Genomic DNA, 17,541 nt, shown 5'->3' with positions numbered 1-17,541 from the left:
GGAACGATTTGAATGAAATTCAGCACCCGCGAAGATATCGAAGCTCCCGTAGATTATGTGTTCGCACAAGTCAGCGATTTCGCCGCGTTCGAGAGACGCGCAATGCGTCAGGGTGCGGATGTGAAGCGGCGCGAAGATGGGCCTATTGTGCAAGGCGCAATCTGGGATATCAGCTTTCAGTTTCGCGGGCGAGATCGCAGGGTCCTTGCCGAACTGACCCAGCTTGATGTCCCTACTTTACTGTCGATCGACAATGCCTCTGACGGACTGAATGCTGTGACAGAGGTCGAGTTGATCGCCTTGTCTCAGACCCGCACACGGGTTTTGGTCAGCTTTGATTTGCGCGCAAAAACACTGACTGCTCGGCTGTTGCTCCAATCGCTAAAACTGGCCAAGACCAAGATGACAAAGCGTTTTAACGCGCGCGTGCTGGACTATGCAGAAGATATCGAAGACCGGTACCGTCGCGACGCGTAGTCTATTTTTCGTGCCGACGTGCCGCGGCGGGATAGACGCCCATCACATGCAGGTGGTCAGTGAAATAGCCCAGTTCCTCTAGCGCCAGTTGCACGTTGGCGTCGTCAGGATGCCCTTCGATTTCGGAATAGAACTGGGTCGCGGTGAATTCACCGTCGACCATATAGCTTTCCAGTTTGGTCATGTTCACGCTATTCGTCGCAAAACCGCCCATCGCCTTATAAAGCGCGGCAGGGATGTTGCGGACCCGAAACACGAAACTGGTCATCATGCCAAATTCGCCACGGCGGGTGTAGTCGGGGTCGCGGGCCATGATCAAAAACCGTGTCGTGTTGCGCGCATGATCTTCGATGTGGCGCGCAAGTACCTTGAGGCCGTAAATGTCAGCCGCCAATTCTGACGCAAGTGCAGCGATGCTTAAATCGTCGCCCGATGCGACTTCGCGTGCCGCACGCGCATTGTCCGAACTGGTCCGCCCAATGATGTCATGCTCGCGCAGGAACTTTCCGCATTGCGGTAAGATGACAGAATGACCGTGGGCTTCTTTGATGTCGTCCAGCAGTGCTTCCGGTTTGCCCAGCAAATTTACATGAACGCGCACAAATGTTTCGTCAACAATATGCAAACCGCTTTCGGGCAGCAGCGAATGTACGTCGGCCACACGGCCATAGGTCGAGTTTTCAACAGCAATCATCCCAAGATCGGCTGCACCGTTGCGGACGGCTTCAATCGCAGAATCAAACGTGCTGCAGGGCAGCGGTTCAAAATCTGGACGGGCAGTGACGCAGGCTTCGTGCCCATAGGCACCCAATTCGCCTTGAAATGCGATTTTCTGTGACATGATTGTGACCTCCTTGCGCGAACCCGCTAGAAATGGGTGTTAAGTCGCGGCAGTATACCTTGCAACTCGGTGTGGGAAGCGGATAGATAACCGCAAATATCTGAACGGAATGGAACGCGACATGTTCGACACAATGACGATGACTAAAGTGATCGGTGCACTTTGCAGCACTTTACTTGTATTCTTGCTGGGCGCTTGGCTCGCAGAAGAGATTTATCATTCAGGTGGCCATTATGGCGAACAAGCCTATGTGATTGAAGTCGAAGATGCCGACGGCGGTGTTGAAGAAGAAGTTATCGAAGTTGATTTCGCAGTTGTGATGGCATCCGCCAGCGCATCTGAGGGCGAAGGCCTGTGGCGTAGTTGCCGGTCTTGCCACGCGCTGGAATCAGGCGTGCACGGTACTGGCCCCGCGCTTTACGGTGTTGTGAACCGTCCGGTCGCTTTTTATGACGATTTCAACTATTCTGGTGCCTTGGCAGCGGTTGTTGATGTCTGGACGCCAGAACATTTGAACGGCTTCCTGGAAAACCCACGCGGTTATGCACCCGGTACGGCAATGGGATATAACGGTATGCGCGACGTCGAAGACCGCGCAAATCTGATCGCTTACCTTGCGACGATCGGCGGATAAGCCACGATCTGCATAAATGCTCGAAAAGGCCGCTCCTTTGGGGCGGCTTTTTTGTTGGATGTTACAAGTGTCACACGGACTGATCACGTAAACTCAACTTGAAAGTTTGCCAAACTGTCCTTTTACTTCATTTAGTCACTTTGAGATCAGTCAACGCGGAGACAATGATGCAAAATCGCCCCCAAGTACGGACCATCGCAGCCCAACGTGATACAACAGTGAAATATTGGTTGGTCGGGTCTTTGATCGGCGTGGCCGCAGTTTGGGCCGGCTCGCAGGTTTTCGCAGATAGCCATGAGGCGGTCACCATCAGCCACGGCTACACAAATTTTGGCGAACTTAAGTACGGCCCGAATGCTGTACTGGACTATGTTAACCCTGACGCCCCCAAGGGCGGTGAATTTTCGCAATGGGCGCAAGGCACATTTGACAGCTTCAACCTGTCCACCCGCAAAGGTGTGCCAGCCGCGCTTTCGACAATTGGCTATGAAAGCATCCTGACCTCGACCGGGGACGATCCTTATGGCGCTTATTGCTACCTTTGTGAAACGCTTGAGTATCCTGAAAGCCGTGACTGGGTGGTTTTCAACCTGCGTGATGACGTGAAATTCTGGGACGGTACGACGATGACTGCCGCAGATTTAAAGTTTTCGTTCGAATTGCCGCTAGAGCAGGGCATCACTGAATATCGTTCGGTTTATGCAAATTTTATCGAATCCGTTGAGGTGTTGGATGACTTCAAGATCAAATTCACTTTTACCGAAAGTGCGCCGCGCCGCGATGTAGTAACTTGGGTTGGTGCGACGACGGCCTATTCGCAGAACTGGTTTGAAGAGACCGAGACGCGGCTGGACGAAGCCTCTGATGCGCCTTTCCTTGCCACAGGTCCTTACCGCCTGGACGCAGTCGATATCGGTCGCCAGATAATCTATCGCTATGATCCCAACTGGTGGGGGGCTGACCTGCGGATCAACCAAGGTCGAAATAATTTCGAGACGATTCGCGTCGAGTACTTCGCCGACAGCAGTGCTGCGTTCGAAGGTTTCAAATCTGGCGTGTACACCTTTCGCGACGAAAACAGTTCGCTGCAATGGGCGACTGGCTATGATTTCCCCGCGCGCGAACAAGGTTGGGTGAATGTCGAAGAATTGCCCAATGGGTCCATCGGCACTGGCCAAGGTTTTGTCTTCAATCTGAACGTGGAAAAATTCCAAGACCCGTTGGTGCGCGAAGCCCTGACGTTGATGGTCAACTTTGAATGGATGAACGAAACACTGTTTTATGGACTGTACGAGCGTCCTGAATCGTTTTGGGACAACTCTGACCTCAAAGCAGTCGGTGCGCCCTCGGCCGATGAACTGGTGATCCTGCAGCCATTGGTCGACGAAGGGCTGCTTGATGCATCCATCTTGACGGCAGTGGCGACGATCCCGCCCGTATCATCCACGTCAGAACGCCCGTTGGACCGCGCAAATCTGCGCGCCGCTTCTGCCCTCTTGGATCAGGCAGGTTGGGTTGCAGGCGATGATGGATTGCGCCGCAAAGATGGCGAAGTGCTGTCTGTGACCTTTCTTGAACGTTCGCCGCAGTTTGACCGCATCATCAACCCCATCGTTGAAAACCTGAAACGTCTGGGCGTGGACGCAGAGTTAGAGCGGGTCGATACCGCCCAATACATCGAACGTCGCCGCGCTGGCACCTTTGACATTGTGAATGCGTCACTTGGGCAGGGTTATGAACCAGGTCAGGGGCTCGCCCAATTTTTCGGATCAGAAGCCGCTGAAGACAGTTCGCGCAATCCGATGCGTTTTAAGATGCCCGCCGCTGATCGCTTGATCCGCACGATTGTCGAGGCAGAGACACTAGAAGACCTGACCACCCGCACGCGCGCGCTTGACCGTGTTTTGCGCGCTGAACGGTTCTGGATTCCGCAATGGCAAAAAGGTGTTCATACGGTCGCATATTACGACATGTACCGTTTTAAAGAGGTGCCGCCGCTTGCGTTGTCACCGATAGACAACTGGTGGTTCGATGCTGATGCTGCTGATAATTTACGTGCCGTCGGCGCGTTTCAGTAGGGCAGACTAAGTGGGCGCATATATTCTAAGGCGACTGCTGCTTGTGATTCCCACATTGTTGGGCATCATGATCATCAACTTTGCCCTCACCCAATTTGTCCCCGGCGGGCCGATCGAACAGATCCTTGCCGAGATGGAGGGTGGAGGCGATGTCTTTGAAGGCATCTCTGGTGGTGGTAGCGAATTGGTCGAAACCGGCGATAGCGACTATATCGGCGGACGCGGCTTGCCTGCGGATTTCATCGCTGATCTGGAACGCGAGTTCGGATTTGATAAGCCGCCGCTGGAACGGTTCCTGACAATGATGTGGAACTACATGCGCCTCGATTTTGGCGAAAGCTATTTCAGGTCCATCAGCGTGTTTGATCTGGTGCTAGAAAAGATGCCAGTGTCGATCACCTTAGGCCTGTGGTCGACGTTGATTGCCTATTTGATCTCGATCCCGCTGGGCATCAAAAAAGCCGTGCGCGACGGCACACCGTTCGATACTTGGACCTCTGGTGCGATTATCGTGGGCTATGCGATTCCGGGGTTCTTGTTCGCAATTTTGCTAATTGTGCTGTTCGCAGGTGGATCTTACTGGCGGCTGTTTCCGCTACGCGGTTTGACCTCTGCCAATTTCGAAGACCTTAGCATGATTGGTAAAGTCCTTGATTATCTATGGCACATCACGCTGCCTGTGCTGGCCTCGACGATATCTGCTTTTGCGACGCTGACGTTGCTGACCAAGAACAGCTTTCTGGACGAGATAAAGAAGCAATATGTCATGACCGCCCGCGCCAAAGGATTGTCTGAAAGCCGCGTACTTTATGGACATGTGTTCCGCAACGGGATGCTGATCGTGATTTCGGGATTCCCTGCGCTGTTCATCGGCGTGTTCTTTGGCGGATCGCTGATTATTGAAACGCTATTTTCACTTGATGGCTTAGGTCGTTTGGGTTTCGAGGCCGCTGTCGCCCGCGATTATCCGGTCGTATTCGGCACATTGTTTGCATTCTCGTTGATTGGTTTGGTCGTCGGCATCCTCACGGATTTGACCTATGTCCTGATCGATCCGCGCATTGATTTCGAGGCCCGAGGCTGATGGCGCGTCGTCCGTATCTATCCCCGCTGAACCAGCGGCGCGTGCGCAATTTCAAGCGCAACAGGCGTGCTTATTGGTCGTTGATGATCTTTGGTGTGTTGTTCGGACTTTCACTGATGGCCGAGTTCATCGCCAACGATAAACCCATTGTGGTCAGTTATCGCGGCGAACTGCATATGCCGATCTTCAACTTTTATTCAGAGCAGGATTTTGGTGGGGATTTCCCAACCGAGGCTGGCTATGGCGAAGTTGAAGTGGATTGTCTGATCGTTACAGGCGGGTTGCAAGATTGTTTTGATACGCCCGAAGAATTGATTGCTGCCGTTGACGCGGGCCAAACCCTTGATGGTGATTTTGAGGCCGGTTGGATGCTTTGGCCGGTCATTCCATATTCTTTCAACACAATCGTCGATGTCGCTGGTGTTGCTCCGTCGCCGCCCAGCGACGAAAATTGGCTGGGCACCGATGACACCAAACGCGATGTTCTCGCACGGGTAATTTACGGGTTCCGGCTTTCGGTAACTTTTGCGCTGACGGTCACTGTAGCTGCGTCCATTATCGGGATCATGGCGGGTGCCGTGCAGGGGTATTTCGGCGGTTGGACCGACCTGATATTCCAGCGGTTTATTGAAATCTGGACAGGAATGCCATCGCTCTACGTCATCATCATTGTCTTCGCTATATTGGGGCGAAGTTACTGGCTTCTTGTGTTCCTGACAGTTTTGTTCGGTTGGCCCGCTTTGGTGGGCGTCGTCAGGGCAGAGTTTTTGCGCGCGCGCAATCTGGAATACGTGCGCGCGGCAAAAGCGCTGGGCGTGCGCGACCGCACAATTATGTTCCGTCACATGTTGCCTAACGCGATGGTCGCCACGGTGACGATGCTGCCGTTCTTGGTGACCGGTGCAATTGGTGGCTTGGCGTCGCTTGATTTTCTGGGCTTTGGTTTGCCGTCGTCGGCCCCGTCGTTGGGCGAGATGACATTGCAAGCCAAACAGAACCTGCAAGCACCATGGCTGGGCTTCACTGCGTTCTTTACCTTTGCGATCATGCTGTCGCTGTTGGTCTTTGTTTTTGAAGGCGTCCGCGATGCGTTTGATCCGCGCAAGACGTTTGTTGCCGATGGCAATGTGACTGTGGACGAGGCGACATTTGCGGATGCCGCCAAATCAAAGGCTGCCAATCAATGACTGAAGTCGTCCTTGATGTCACCGACCTGCGGGTGGCCTTTCGCCAAGATGGGGGCGTGTCCCATGCCGTGCGCGGCGTGTCATTTCAGGTCCACAAAGGCGAAACTGTCGCGATAGTCGGCGAAAGCGGGTCAGGTAAATCAGTGACTGCATTGTCCACGGTGCAATTGCTGGGCGATAGTGCTGTGATGGCCGGGTCTATCACTTATAACGGCGTCGAAATGGTGGGCGCTGACGATGCCGCATTGCGCCGCGTTCGCGGCAACGACATCAGCTTTATTTTCCAAGAGCCGATGACCTCACTCAACCCGCTACACACTATTGAAAAGCAGTTGGCTGAAAGCATCGAACTGCACCAAGGCTTGCGCGGCCCTGCGGTGCGCGCTCGGGTGATTGAATTGCTGGAACGGGTGGGTATCCGTGACGCAGAAAGCCGCATTGGATCGTACCCGCATCAGCTATCTGGTGGGCAACGGCAGCGCGTGATGATCGCTATGGCGCTTGCAAACGGGCCAGAGCTGTTGATCGCAGACGAACCCACAACGGCCCTTGATGTCACCATTCAAGCGCAAATCCTTGACCTGCTTGCGGACCTCAAACGTGATGCGGGCATGTCGATGTTGTTCATTACGCATGACTTGACGATTGTCCGCAAAATCGCGGACCGCGTATGCGTGATGAAGGACGGCGAGATCGTCGAGACGGGTGAAACAGCCGAACTTTTTGCCAATCCGCAGCATCCTTATACCCAAACGCTGCTTGCCGCAGAATCAACTGGTGTGCCTGCGCCTGTGCCTGCCGATGCGCCGGTTGTGTTGGAAACAGACAGCGCAAAGATTTGGTTTCCAATCCAACGCGGTTTGCTGAAACGAACGGTTGGGCACGTAAAAGCGGTCAATGCAGCGACGCTTAGCGTGCGGGCGGGCGAAACATTGGGCGTGGTTGGCGAAAGCGGATCGGGCAAAACGACGCTTGCCTTGGCCGTCATGCGGCTTATCCGTTCGGAAGGGCGGATCGTGTTCCAAGGCCGCGACATTCATGACCTGAACCCACGGCAGATGCGCCCGCTGCGCAGTGAAATGCAGATCGTGTTCCAAGACCCCTACGGATCGCTTAGCCCGCGCATGACTGTGGCAGAGATCATTGCAGAAGGCCTCGGCGTGCACGGGGTTGAACCGGGTCGTAACAGGCGCGATATGGTGGCCGCAATAATGGGCGAGGTCGGGCTTGATCCGGCACTTATGGACCGCTACCCGCATGAATTTTCCGGTGGCCAACGCCAGCGCGTCGCAATTGCGCGCGCGATGATTCTGCAACCTAAATTGTTGATTTTGGATGAGCCGACATCAGCGCTTGATATGACCGTACAGGTGCAGATTGTGCAGTTGTTGCGCGATTTACAGCAGAAATATGCGCTAGCCTATTTGTTCATCAGTCATGACCTGAAAGTGGTGCGCGCGCTATCGCACAAAGTCATGGTCATGAAACAGGGCGACGTCGTCGAAGCCGGCGATGCGAGCGACATTTTTGACGCGCCGAAAACCGACTATACCCGTGCGCTGATGGCTGCGGCATTTGCGGCTGATGTCGCTTAAGGGTTAACCCTCTGATCCGATCATAAAGCACATTGTTCCGCGCGCCTGCAGGCGACGACAGGCCAGATCTGCGCCTTCACGGGTCAGCCCCATGAAATTCGCGTCAAACCCGCCAGAGCGTTGGGTCACACGACGCAAAGCACCATCAAGCGCTGTCATCTCGTTCAAGGCTACCTTTAGCAACACCCGTTCTGCGTTGTAGCGGGTGTTGTAACGGCCCACGTTGACGCCCCAATGACGCCCGCCAGAGGTCGAAATGCGGGTGACGACTTCTGGTCCGGCAGCGGCAATTGTCTCTGGTTCGGGGGTGGTTTCCGCGATGACCGTGGCTTCGGTCGACGGTCGCGCAATTGGCATGACGGCAGGAACCGCTCCTTGGGCCGCAACTTGTGTCTCTTGGGGCGGTTCCGCAAGAACTGACGCAAGTGCTTCGGTTACGGCTGCGTCGATAGCTTCTGCAACAACAGTGTTGAGGATATCTGGATTGAGTGCTGCAACCACGACGTCGGGGGCTGGGGTCGTGGTTGCAGTTGGGCGTGCGACAGGTCGCAAGCTTGTGGCCACGATGCCGCTAACGCGGATCGTTTTACCTGGGTTGCCGGTGGTCACAGTCCCCGTCAGCATCGCGGCTGGCGGGCGTGGAGGGCTGATCGTGGCGCGTGATGGGGCACGGTTAAAGCCCATATCCATCAATTCGGTGATCCGTGCGTTTCGTGCTGCGGTAGAGGAGCCACCAAAGACGGTTGCAATCACACGCTCTTGGCCGCGCTGCGCAGAAGCCACAAGGTTGAACCCTGCCGCCCGCGTGTAGCCTGTCTTGATGCCGTCACCACCGTCATAGCTGTCAAGCCAGCGACGATTGGTGTGGCGCACCGTCGCGACACCTGCGTTGGCAGAGCGGCGCGAAAAGAGGTTATAATACTGAGGAAAGTCATAGATCACATGGCGACCAAGAACGGACATATCACGTGCGGTTGACATATGACCGGACTGTGTCAAGCCGTGCGCGTTGCGGAATGTTGTGTTGCTCATTCCCATTGCGCTGGCTGTGCGGTTCATGCGGGTCGCGAATGCCTCTTCGGAACCGGAAATTGCTTCACCAATCGCAGTGGCGGCATCATTGGCGGATTTGACTGCCGCTGCACGCAAAAGAAAGCGAAATGCAATCGTCTGACCTGCGCGCAGACCCAGCTTTGATGGTGGCTCTGAAGCGGCATTGCGGCTAATCTGGACGGGCGTGTCGAGAGTGATCTCGCCCCGTTCGATTGCTTGAAAAGCCACATAAAGGGTCATCATTTTGGTAAGTGATGCAGGATGCAATCGGGTGTCGGCGTTGCGTGAATGCAAGACCTCTCCGGTGCGCGCATCCATCACCATTGCGGCATAGGGGGCTGCTAATGCACCCAAAGGTGCCAGCATGACCGATACCGTCAAAATACACGTAAATAGCCCGTGAAGGGCCCACTGTCCCAGACGACTTGTCACGTCGCTTGCCTCGCTTTTTACTGCCTCAATGACCCCGGATTTTTCCGGTGGTCTTATTATTATTTGTAAACGCTAGCACAACTCTGGTTTTCAGAAAATACCCTAATTTCAAAGACTTTTGCGGCGATCATCGTGAAGATATGCCATATCTTGCGGTTGTGCTTGGGTGCCCTACAAGATAGCCGATTCAGGGCGTTATGCAGGTTATTTTCTTTGTGAATCATGGGGGTTTTCTTAGGCGGTGTGTGCCTTATATATAACGCCAACGACATAAGGCAGATCGATGCTCGCAGAGTTCTACATGATGGCTGACAAAAAAGGCGACGACGACGGTGACGTCGGCGTGGTCCTAGAGACGAAGCCTGTTACAAAACGACCACCTATGTATAAGGTCATGATTTTAAACGATGATTTTACGCCGATGGAATTTGTCGTACATGTTTTGGAACGATTTTTTGGGCTGACGCATGGTCAGGCTTTCGAGCTGATGTTGACTGTTCACAAAAAAGGCCTCGCGGTGGTTGGTGTGTTCAGCCACGAAATCGCTGAGACAAAAGTAGCACAGGTGATGGATTTCGCGCAGCGCCACCAGCATCCTTTGCAATGCACCATGGAGAAAGAATAGCGGTCCGCCGCTGTTCGTTATCTGATGGCCCAATCCCGCCTTTCCACTGCCATCACGGATGGTTTGCTGATCTTGCCCGAAGGACGCGTTGCCCTGATGCGGCCCGATGCGACCTATGACGTTGAACCTTTGCCGCGTGATGCCGTTCAGATCGTTCATGGGTTTTACCCCGATGTTACGGCATGGCAGGGGGCTGGTTTTCCCACGTCCCAAGATTTGACCAAAACTGCAGTTGCGATCGTCGTCGTGCCCCGCGCCAAGGCACTTGCCCGCGCGATGGTGGCCGAGGCATGCAAACATGCTGATCTGGTGATCGTCGATGGGCAAAAAACGGATGGTGTCGATAGCCTGTTCAAAGCATGCCGCAAAGAACTGGGTAATCTGCCGTCTATTACCAAAGCACATGGACGAATTTTCTGGTTTGCAACCACTGACGCCTTTGCAAGCTGGGCCGCACCTGAACCCGCTAAAGGCCCACATGGGTATTTCACCACTGCCGGTGTTTTCTCGGATGGGGCGATTGATGCAGGTTCTGCGCTTTTAGCTGACGCGCTGCCACCCAAGCTGCCAGCCCGCATGGCAGATTTTGGCGCTGGGTGGGGCTATCTGGCTGCGCCTGTGCTGGCCCGTGCAGGTGTCACATCACTTGACCTGATCGAGGCAGAGGCGCTGTCACTGAAGTGCGCGCGTCTGAATGTCACCGATCCACGCGTCACATTTCAGTGGGCGGACGCTACGGCGCTTGATGGTCCATCTTACGACGGGATTGTCATGAACCCGCCTTTTCATGCAGGTAGGGCCTCTGATCCATCGCTGGGGCGGACGTTCATTCAGGCGGCGGCCCGTAAACTGGTGCCGCATGGCAAACTCTGGATGGTTGCGAACCGCCATTTGCCCTATGAAGACGCCCTGGCCGAGAGTTTCCGTAATGTCGACACAATCGGCGGCAATGGTGCGTTCAAGCTGATCCACGCAAGCCGACCGAACCGCAAAGTCTAAGGAAGTCTCTATGTCATTTTCGATTGCTGGAAAGACTGCGATTGTCACGGGCGCCGCAAACGGCGTTGGCCTTGCAATCGGGCGTCACTTTGTGGAAATGGGCGCAAATGTCGTGTTTGCCGATATGGACGAAAAAGAGCTGGTTTACCAAATGGGTGACGACGCGGACAAAGAAGAACATGTGCGTATTTTTGCAGGTGATTTGCGCAAAAAGCTGACGATTGCCAATCTGCTATCGGCAACGATCGATGCGTTTGAGCGGGTGGATATCTTGGTTAATGCGTCTCGTCAGGTGATGACAACAGATCCGCTTGATCCCGAAGACAACTCTGTTGAGGAATTGCTGCAGCAAAACACTCTCACCGCGATGCGTGTCAGCCAAGCTGTTGCGCGCCGGATGATCAAACAAGCTGACGGCGAAACCGGCGGTAGTGTGGGTTCGATTGTGAACATCAGTTCAATCGCAGCGCGGCGGACACATCCCGATTTGATGGCTTACTCTGTTAGCTCTGCGGCGTTGGATCAAATGACCCGTTCTATGGCTGTCGCACTGGCGCCCCACGGTATTCGTATCAACGCTGTTGCATTTGGGAGCGTGATGAGTGCGAGCCTCAAAGGTTCGCTCAAAGATCATGACGAAGTGCGCGAAGCGATCGTAGACAATACGCCGCTTCACCGGATCGCCAGCCCCGGTGAGGTTTCAGATGCGGTGCAATATCTGGCCTCTGATGCGTCTGCATTTGTAACAGGCCAGATTATCACGGTTGACGGAGGCCGAACCTTGATCGATCCGGCTGCTGTTTCCGCACATTAATCAGCTTGGATAGATGGCAATACACTGCGCAATCGCTTGGTTGGCGGCCGGTTGTGTTTGCGCAAACCGTTCTTGCAAAGACGCCAGCTTCGCGCGCTCGGCGTTCAGGTCAATGGCAACAGGAACAGTGGTGCTGAAAGTATCGGTTTCATCGCATGCGAAGATAAAAGTGGTTCCGTCCTCGTTGCGTCCACGGCATGTCCCGCGCACAGTTCGCACGTCTTGGCGTTGTTCCAATGCGTAGCCGCGCGAAATGTTGCGTTCGGTTTGGTTGATCAAGGCGCCAAGCACGCGGGTGTCGCGGCTGACTTCGTTGATGCATTGCTCGCGGGGGGTCGCACAGGCAGCCAAAGCTACGAGCGGAAGTATCATAAAGGCGGTACGCATGGCTGTTCTCCGGATTTGATCTGGATCATCGTAAAACGATCATTAAGGTGCATAAAAGTGAATATGCAGTGATATACAATATCAACGGATAAGGACGACGCATGTCAGACGGTTTTGAGGCGGAAAAGAACACAGCATCAGCATGGTTTCGGACCCTGCGCGACGATATCGTAGCAGCATTCGAAGGTTTAGAAGATAGCCAAGCTGGTGACGGACCTGCCGGACGGTTTGAAGTAAGCGAAACAACACGCACATCTGACGATGGCTCTGATGCGGGCGGTGGTGTGATGTCGGTGATGCGCGGTGGTCGCGTGTTTGAAAAAGTCGGCGTCAATATCTCGACCGTTTATGGCCAGTTGGGCGATGCGGCCCAAAAAGCGATGGCTGCGCGCGGTGTCCCCGGAATGGCCGAAGATCCGCGGTTTTGGGCCTCTGGCATTTCATTGGTGGCGCATATGCAAAACCCGCATGCGCCTGCGGTGCATATGAACACCCGCATGTTCTGGACCCCTCATGCTTGGTGGTTTGGCGGTGGGTCGGATTTGAACCCCTGCATTGAATATGCCGAAGACACGGCGCATTTTCACGCGACCCAAAAGGCCCATCTCGATCCGCATGGGGAAGATCATTATCCAAAGCTAAAGGCGTGGGCGGACGAGTATTTCTATATCCCGCACCGCAACCGTGCGCGCGGCGTAGGCGGCATCTTTATGGATGACTATTGCACGGGTGATTGGTGCAAGGATTTCGAATTGACCCAAGATATCGGCCGCGCGTTCTTGCCTGCCTATGTGCCGCTTGTAGAAAAGCGCCGCAACATGCCTTGGAACGATGCGGATAAGGACACGCAACTCATTCATCGCGGCCTTTATGCGGAGTACAACCTTGTCTATGACCGTGGCACCAAGTTTGGTCTAACAACGGGTCACGACGCGAATGCAGTGTTGATGAGCCTTCCGCCGCTGGCAAAATGGGTCTGACCTAGTCAACCTTGATGAACCGTGGCCCCGCGATATCGCGGTCGCTGCTCTTGCGCGTGTTCGTCTGGACGATTGTTGGCTGTTCAGGCTCTGACTGGGCTGTTTCCCCCTCAAAAGACCTTGGAAAAACCCGACCCGCTGCCATTTGGGTCATCATAAACCGTATTGCGATGGCCGGGGTCTGCGGTCCAATGACACGTGCGGCCAGTGTGTATGTATAGGACGGGGCCACGGCGACGATAGCCTTTGCCGCACGCATGGGACGCAGGCCGGGTGGATAGGACGTTTCCGGCTGAGCGCCCAATGCTGCCAGCTCTTTTGCGTTCGCAGGGACAAAGACCAGCCATGCGCAAAATAGAATAAGGCTCGCGCTCACGATCGCTCGAAAACTATAGAAAACCAACCGGAATGTCAGCGGTATGCGCAAATGTAGGCCCCTTTCATTGAACGGAGCCTACGCTAATTTGCGGTAAAATCTACGCCCCGCGTACCGTATCGATCATCAACTGCACATTGTCAGGGTTCGCATCTGGTGTAATGCCGTGGCCAAGGTTGAAGATATGCGGGCCCTTTGAGAACGCCTTGCAGATGCGCCGCGTCTCGGACACCAGCGTATCGCCGCCCGTGACCATATGGGACGACTTGAGGTTGCCCTGTACACAGCCATCTTTTTGCACGTTCTCAGCCGCCCAAACCGCATCAACACCATCATCAAGCGCGATACAATCAGCACCAATCGCCGCATGCATGCCGATGTTGCGTTTGCCAGCGCCACGCGGGAAGGCGATGATCGGAACATCAGGGTGCTTTTTCTTAAGCGCGGCTGTAATGCGTTGCATTGGTTTCACCGAGAATTCAATAAAGTCGTCATCTTGCAACGATCCTGCCCAGCTATCGAACAGCTTAACGCATTCGGCACCTGCTTGGATTTGCATGGATAGATACTCGATTGTGCCTTCGGTGATCCGGTTGATAATTCCTTCGAACACAGGGCGGTTTTCGGCCTTAAGCGCGTGCGCTGGCGCTTGATCCGGCGTGCCTTGGCCTGCGATCATATAAGTTGCAACTGTCCATGGAGAACCAGCAAAACCGATCAACGTGGTCTCTTTGGGCAATTCGCGTGATAGGATTTTCACAGTCTCGTAAATCGGGTTCAGCGTGTCGTGGATGGCATCAAGCGGCTTCAACTGCGCCAACTCATCTGCGGTTGTGATCGTCGACAAACGTGGGCCTTCGCCAGTTACAAACCAAAGGTCTGCGCCCAATGCTTGGGGCAGCAACAAAATGTCAGCAAAAAGAATCGCTGCATCAAAGCCATAGCGACGGATTGGCTGCAAAGTTACTTCTGCCGCCAGCTCGGGGTTATAGCACAGAGACAGGAAATCACCTGCCTGCGCGCGAGTGGCTTTGTATTCAGGTAAATACCGCCCTGCCTGACGCATCATCCAAATCGGTGGCGTCGGTAAAGTTTCGCCCGCGAGAGCCCGAAGAATGGTTTTTTGCTGCGCCATAAGGTGTCCTTTTTTATCGCCCCAGTGGTCCCAATTGCAGAAGATGATGTCAAGGGAGTTGTCAGGCTAGGTTGACACGTTTAACACTCTATCCATGACAGTTTTGATGCCAACACCCGCCTCACCATTCAACATCGGAACCCGTGGTTCTCCGCTTGCACTTGCGCAGGCGCATGAAACACGCTCGCGCCTGATGGCGGCGTTTGATTTGCCGGAAGACGCGTTTGCGATTTGTGTGATCAAGGTCATGGGTGATGCCATTCAGGACCGACCATTGAAAGAGATCGGCGGCAAAGGCCTGTTCACCCGCGAGATCGAAGAGGCCCTGCTGGATGGGTCAATCGACATCGCCGTGCATTCAATGAAAGACATGCCTGTCGATCAACCCGGCGGGTTGCTTTTGAACACATATTTGCCGCGTGAAGACGTGCGCGATGCGTTTGTTTCGCTGCATGCCAAAAGTCTGGATGATCTGGCACAGGGCGCAACAGTCGGCACATCGTCGCTGCGCCGCCGCTCGCAATTACTCGCAAAGCGTCCTGATCTGAACATTGTTGAATTCCGCGGGAACGTGCAGACACGCCTGAAAAAGTTGGGTGATGGTGTGGCCGAAGCGACGTTTCTGGCCATGGCTGGCCTGAACCGTTTGGGCATGAATGATGTGCCGCGCACTGCCGTGGCCCCAGAAGATATGCTGCCTGCGGTCGCTCAAGGTGCGATTGGCATTGAACGGCGCGGCGATGACAGCCGTGCTGCTGCAATGCTCGAGGCGATCCATGACGGTCCAACGGGGCAGCGTTTGGCGGCAGAGCGCACGTTCTTGGCGCATCTGGACGGGTCATGCGAAACCCCTATCGGCAGTTTGGCAGAACTGGATGGTGGCAACATGCGTCTGCGGGGCGAAATCCTGCGGACCGATGGCACCGAAGTCTACAACGATGACGTCAGCGGCGCGATCGAAGACGGACCGGAAATGGGCCGCGCGATGGCAGCCAAGCTGCTCGCGCAGGCCGGACCAGACTTTTTCTGATTCTAGCGGTCAGGGATGACTTTGCCCGGGTTCAGGATGTTGTTGGGATCAAGTGCCTCCTTGATCGCGCGCATTGCGTCCAATGCGACCGGATCTTTGCGACGCTTCATGGTTTCCAGCTTTGACACACCGATCCCGTGTTCTGCACTGAATGACCCGCCAAGTTCTTGCACCACATCTTCAACCGCTTCGACCAACGCGTCCATGACGGCAGGATCATTACGGCTGATATAGCTGGTGTGATGGATGTTACCGTCGCCCAGATGCGCCACGATGACTTCGCTGGCGTCTGGGTCTATCGCTTTGATGCGCGGGGTGAGCATTTCCTCGAATGTGGCGATTTTATCAAGCGGCAGCGCCACGTCCGTATTCACGAACACGCCGCCGAAAAAGGCGACTTCGCCTGCATCTTCGCGGCGTTTCCAAATGGCGCGGCGCTGCGATTCGTTTTGGGCGATCACCGCATCCAAAACGGTGCCCTCTTCCAGCATCTGCCCAAGTGTTTCTTCTAGCGCACTGACAACAGGCATGCTGCCATCAGCGTTAGGCAACGCATCACGGGCCATTGTAGCGGCGACTTCGATCATGATGTTCACGTCATATTCGGTATCAAACGGGGGTTGGCTGTCGGTGAACAACTGGCGGTGCTTGTCGATGTAGCTGCGCGGCATGTACTCGAACGCCTCAACCCCGCCGCCTGTTTCATCTTGCAGTCGGTGCAGAAGCGTCAATGCATCCGCCAGCGACGGCACAGCGACCATAGCGGTTGCATAGGCTTGTGGTTTCGGGCGCAGTTTTAGAACTGCTGCAGTGATGATCCCCAATGTGCCTTCGGCCCCGATGACTAGATTGCGCAGATCAAGGCCGGAATTGTCTTTGTGCAGGGCGCTCATCAAATTCATGATGCGGCCATCGGCCATGACTACCTCTAGCCCAAGGCACAAGCCGCGTGTGCTGCCATAGCGCACGACGTTGGAGCCACCCGCGTTCGTGGACAGCAAGCCGCCGATCATGGCAGAGCCGCGTGCCCCCAGTGTGAGCGGGAAGATCAGATCATGCGCTTCTGCGGCGTCGTGAAGGGTAGACAGGATCACTCCTGCGCCGAGCGTTGCGGTGCGCGCTACTGTGTTAAGCTCTGTGATTTCATTCAGCCGCTCGACCGATAGCATCAATGCGTCTTGGGCCAGTGTCGCCCCTGTCAAACCAGTGCGGCCCGAAGCGGGCACAACGGGGGTCTTGGTTGCATTTGCAATCTTAAGGATCGCTGCGACCTCTGCCGTATTCGCGGGGCGTAACACTGCAAGCGGGATTGAGGTATAAGCGCCTGTCCAGTCTTTGCCATAAGGGGCTGCATCGCTGCCTGTCAACACATGCTGCGCGCCGATAACTTCGGTGATTTGGGAAAGAACGGTCATGGTGCCTCGTGCGTTTATTTCGATTACGCTAGCGCGAAATCAGAGGTGGCGGAAGATGCACATTTGCTACCCGTCACGGTCCGGTTTTTGCATGACATACGTCGTGCAGGATTCGTCGTAGTGGGTTTCGATCCCGCGAAAGGTCATGCCCACGCGTTCCATCACGCGGTGCGAAGCAATGTTCTTTGGATCAGCGACTGCGATAACCTTCGCGGCACTGATGACGTCAAAAGCATAGTCTGAGGCGGCTTTGCCAGCTTCGGTGGCATATCCGTGCCCGGTAGATGCTGTTGCTAGGCGCCAACCGATCTCTAGTTCTGCACCTGCCTTGTTTGCAACGTTTTGCACGCAAGCGGCGCCGATCACGCTGTCCGTATCGCGCACAATGATTGCCCACCA

Annotated in this window: 18 protein-coding genes; 11 read left to right on the top strand and 7 right to left on the bottom strand. The window is 54.9% G+C overall.

Annotated elements, in window-relative coordinates; all coding sequences use genetic code 11:
* Positions 1 to 12: 12 nt before the first annotated feature.
* Positions 13 to 477, top strand: coding sequence for an SRPBCC family protein (locus QZ197_RS08750; RefSeq protein ID WP_296431507.1), 465 nt, complete (start codon positions 13 to 15; stop codon positions 475 to 477).
* Between the two features lies 1 nt (position 478).
* On the opposite strand, the gene QZ197_RS08745 is transcribed toward QZ197_RS08750, so the two are convergent.
* The gene (locus QZ197_RS08745) at positions 479 to 1,318 is read right to left on the bottom strand and encodes a prephenate dehydratase (RefSeq protein WP_296431506.1); all 840 of its coding nucleotides are present in this window, start codon (positions 1,316 to 1,318) and stop codon (positions 479 to 481) included.
* A gap of 109 nt (positions 1,319 to 1,427) precedes the next feature.
* Between QZ197_RS08745 and QZ197_RS08740 the strand changes: the two genes are divergently transcribed.
* The 5 genes from QZ197_RS08740 to QZ197_RS08720 all read left to right on the top strand — a co-directional run bounded on the left by QZ197_RS08740 (position 1,428) and on the right by QZ197_RS08720 (position 7,896).
* Entirely contained in the window at positions 1,428 to 1,952 is a 525-nt protein-coding gene (locus QZ197_RS08740; RefSeq protein WP_296431505.1) for a c-type cytochrome, read from the top strand.
* A gap of 167 nt (positions 1,953 to 2,119) precedes the next feature.
* A complete protein-coding gene (locus QZ197_RS08735; protein WP_296431504.1) occupies positions 2,120 to 4,030 on the top strand; it encodes an extracellular solute-binding protein in 1,911 nt (636 codons plus the stop codon).
* A 10-nt stretch (positions 4,031 to 4,040) separates the two neighbouring features.
* Complete coding sequence (locus tag QZ197_RS08730) at positions 4,041 to 5,114, top strand: microcin C ABC transporter permease YejB (protein ID WP_296431503.1); 1,074 nt, start codon at positions 4,041 to 4,043, stop codon at positions 5,112 to 5,114.
* On the top strand, positions 5,114 to 6,301 hold the full coding sequence (locus QZ197_RS08725; RefSeq protein WP_296431502.1) for an ABC transporter permease: 1,188 nt from the start codon (positions 5,114 to 5,116) through the stop codon (positions 6,299 to 6,301). The genes QZ197_RS08730 and QZ197_RS08725 overlap by 1 nt, the downstream gene beginning before the upstream one ends.
* Complete coding sequence (locus QZ197_RS08720) at positions 6,298 to 7,896, top strand: ABC transporter ATP-binding protein (protein WP_296431500.1); 1,599 nt, start codon at positions 6,298 to 6,300, stop codon at positions 7,894 to 7,896. The genes QZ197_RS08725 and QZ197_RS08720 overlap by 4 nt, the downstream gene beginning before the upstream one ends.
* Before the next feature lie 3 nt (positions 7,897 to 7,899).
* Here the strand turns inward: QZ197_RS08720 and QZ197_RS08715 are convergent, their stop codons facing one another.
* Positions 7,900 to 9,315 carry a serine hydrolase gene (locus QZ197_RS08715; RefSeq protein WP_296431508.1) on the bottom strand — a complete coding sequence of 472 codons (1,416 nt, stop codon included), beginning with the start codon at positions 9,313 to 9,315 and terminating at the stop codon, positions 7,900 to 7,902.
* Between the two features lie 349 nt (positions 9,316 to 9,664).
* On the opposite strand from QZ197_RS08715, the gene clpS reads away from it, so the two are divergent.
* From clpS to QZ197_RS08700, 3 genes are read left to right on the top strand one after another with little or no spacing between them, the layout of a single operon-like run.
* Positions 9,665 to 10,006 (top strand): ATP-dependent Clp protease adapter ClpS, encoded by a 342-nt coding sequence (gene clpS / locus QZ197_RS08710; protein ID WP_296431499.1) that lies wholly within the window; start codon positions 9,665 to 9,667, stop codon positions 10,004 to 10,006.
* Between the two features lie 24 nt (positions 10,007 to 10,030).
* Positions 10,031 to 11,005: a methyltransferase gene (locus QZ197_RS08705; protein ID WP_296431497.1), complete on the top strand. Its 975-nt coding sequence runs from the start codon at positions 10,031 to 10,033 to the stop codon at positions 11,003 to 11,005.
* Between the two features lie 10 nt (positions 11,006 to 11,015).
* The gene (locus QZ197_RS08700) at positions 11,016 to 11,819 is read left to right on the top strand and encodes an SDR family oxidoreductase (RefSeq protein WP_296431496.1); all 804 of its coding nucleotides are present in this window, start codon (positions 11,016 to 11,018) and stop codon (positions 11,817 to 11,819) included.
* Here QZ197_RS08700 and QZ197_RS08695 read toward each other — a convergent pair whose 3' ends face one another.
* Positions 11,820 to 12,206 carry a hypothetical protein gene (locus tag QZ197_RS08695; protein ID WP_296431495.1) on the bottom strand — a complete coding sequence of 129 codons (387 nt, stop codon included), beginning with the start codon at positions 12,204 to 12,206 and terminating at the stop codon, positions 11,820 to 11,822.
* A gap of 101 nt (positions 12,207 to 12,307) precedes the next feature.
* Between QZ197_RS08695 and hemF the strand changes: the two genes are divergently transcribed.
* Positions 12,308 to 13,186 (top strand): oxygen-dependent coproporphyrinogen oxidase, encoded by an 879-nt coding sequence (gene hemF, locus QZ197_RS08690; protein WP_296431494.1) that lies wholly within the window; start codon positions 12,308 to 12,310, stop codon positions 13,184 to 13,186.
* A gap of 1 nt (position 13,187) precedes the next feature.
* On the opposite strand, the gene QZ197_RS08685 is transcribed toward hemF, so the two are convergent.
* Together QZ197_RS08685 and hemE are read right to left on the bottom strand one after the other, a co-directional pair.
* Positions 13,188 to 13,613, bottom strand: a complete 426-nt coding sequence (locus QZ197_RS08685) for a hypothetical protein (protein ID WP_296431493.1) — start codon at positions 13,611 to 13,613, stop codon at positions 13,188 to 13,190.
* Between the two features lie 49 nt (positions 13,614 to 13,662).
* The gene (gene hemE, locus QZ197_RS08680; RefSeq protein ID WP_296431492.1) at positions 13,663 to 14,697 is read right to left on the bottom strand and encodes a uroporphyrinogen decarboxylase; all 1,035 of its coding nucleotides are present in this window, start codon (positions 14,695 to 14,697) and stop codon (positions 13,663 to 13,665) included.
* Between the two features lie 94 nt (positions 14,698 to 14,791).
* On the opposite strand from hemE, the gene hemC reads away from it, so the two are divergent.
* Positions 14,792 to 15,727 (top strand): hydroxymethylbilane synthase, encoded by a 936-nt coding sequence (gene hemC, locus QZ197_RS08675; protein WP_296431491.1) that lies wholly within the window; start codon positions 14,792 to 14,794, stop codon positions 15,725 to 15,727.
* 2 nt (positions 15,728 to 15,729) lie between these two features.
* On the opposite strand, the gene QZ197_RS08670 is transcribed toward hemC, so the two are convergent.
* Positions 15,730 to 17,142: an FAD-binding oxidoreductase gene (locus tag QZ197_RS08670; RefSeq protein WP_296431490.1), complete on the bottom strand. Its 1,413-nt coding sequence runs from the start codon at positions 17,140 to 17,142 to the stop codon at positions 15,730 to 15,732.
* Between the two features lie 66 nt (positions 17,143 to 17,208).
* The coding region (locus tag QZ197_RS08665; protein ID WP_296431489.1) for a GNAT family N-acetyltransferase at positions 17,209 to 17,541 on the bottom strand (333 nt) is incomplete at its 5' end.

Origin of the sequence: Yoonia sp., assembly GCF_017854415.1 — a bacterium.
Taxonomy (GTDB): domain Bacteria; phylum Pseudomonadota; class Alphaproteobacteria; order Rhodobacterales; family Rhodobacteraceae; genus Yoonia.
Note: the sequence above shows the minus strand (reverse complement) of the source record. Positions and strands in the feature narration are given on the sequence as shown.

What these genes read in the sequence shown, in the direction of transcription:
- QZ197_RS08705 (WP_296431497.1), top strand. Translation starts at nt 10,031, where the DNA reads ATGGCCCAATCCCGCCTTTCCACTGCCATCACGGATGGTTTGCTGATC.
- hemE (WP_296431492.1), bottom strand. Translation starts at nt 14,697, where the DNA reads ATGGCGCAGCAAAAAACCATTCTTCGGGCTCTCGCGGGCGAAACTTTA.
- QZ197_RS08745 (WP_296431506.1), bottom strand. Translation starts at nt 1,318, where the DNA reads ATGTCACAGAAAATCGCATTTCAAGGCGAATTGGGTGCCTATGGGCAC.
- QZ197_RS08715 (WP_296431508.1), bottom strand. Translation starts at nt 9,315, where the DNA reads ATGCTGGCACCTTTGGGTGCATTAGCAGCCCCCTATGCCGCAATGGTG.
- QZ197_RS08725 (WP_296431502.1), top strand. Translation starts at nt 5,114, where the DNA reads ATGGCGCGTCGTCCGTATCTATCCCCGCTGAACCAGCGGCGCGTGCGC.
- QZ197_RS08670 (WP_296431490.1), bottom strand. Translation starts at nt 17,142, where the DNA reads ATGACCGTTCTTTCCCAAATCACCGAAGTTATCGGCGCGCAGCATGTG.
- QZ197_RS08740 (WP_296431505.1), top strand. Translation starts at nt 1,428, where the DNA reads ATGGAACGCGACATGTTCGACACAATGACGATGACTAAAGTGATCGGT.
- QZ197_RS08720 (WP_296431500.1), top strand. Translation starts at nt 6,298, where the DNA reads ATGACTGAAGTCGTCCTTGATGTCACCGACCTGCGGGTGGCCTTTCGC.
- hemC (WP_296431491.1), top strand. Translation starts at nt 14,792, where the DNA reads ATGACAGTTTTGATGCCAACACCCGCCTCACCATTCAACATCGGAACC.
- QZ197_RS08750 (WP_296431507.1), top strand. Translation starts at nt 13, where the DNA reads ATGAAATTCAGCACCCGCGAAGATATCGAAGCTCCCGTAGATTATGTG.
- clpS (WP_296431499.1), top strand. Translation starts at nt 9,665, where the DNA reads ATGCTCGCAGAGTTCTACATGATGGCTGACAAAAAAGGCGACGACGAC.
- QZ197_RS08700 (WP_296431496.1), top strand. Translation starts at nt 11,016, where the DNA reads ATGTCATTTTCGATTGCTGGAAAGACTGCGATTGTCACGGGCGCCGCA.
- QZ197_RS08735 (WP_296431504.1), top strand. Translation starts at nt 2,120, where the DNA reads ATGCAAAATCGCCCCCAAGTACGGACCATCGCAGCCCAACGTGATACA.
- QZ197_RS08695 (WP_296431495.1), bottom strand. Translation starts at nt 12,206, where the DNA reads ATGCGTACCGCCTTTATGATACTTCCGCTCGTAGCTTTGGCTGCCTGT.
- hemF (WP_296431494.1), top strand. Translation starts at nt 12,308, where the DNA reads ATGTCAGACGGTTTTGAGGCGGAAAAGAACACAGCATCAGCATGGTTT.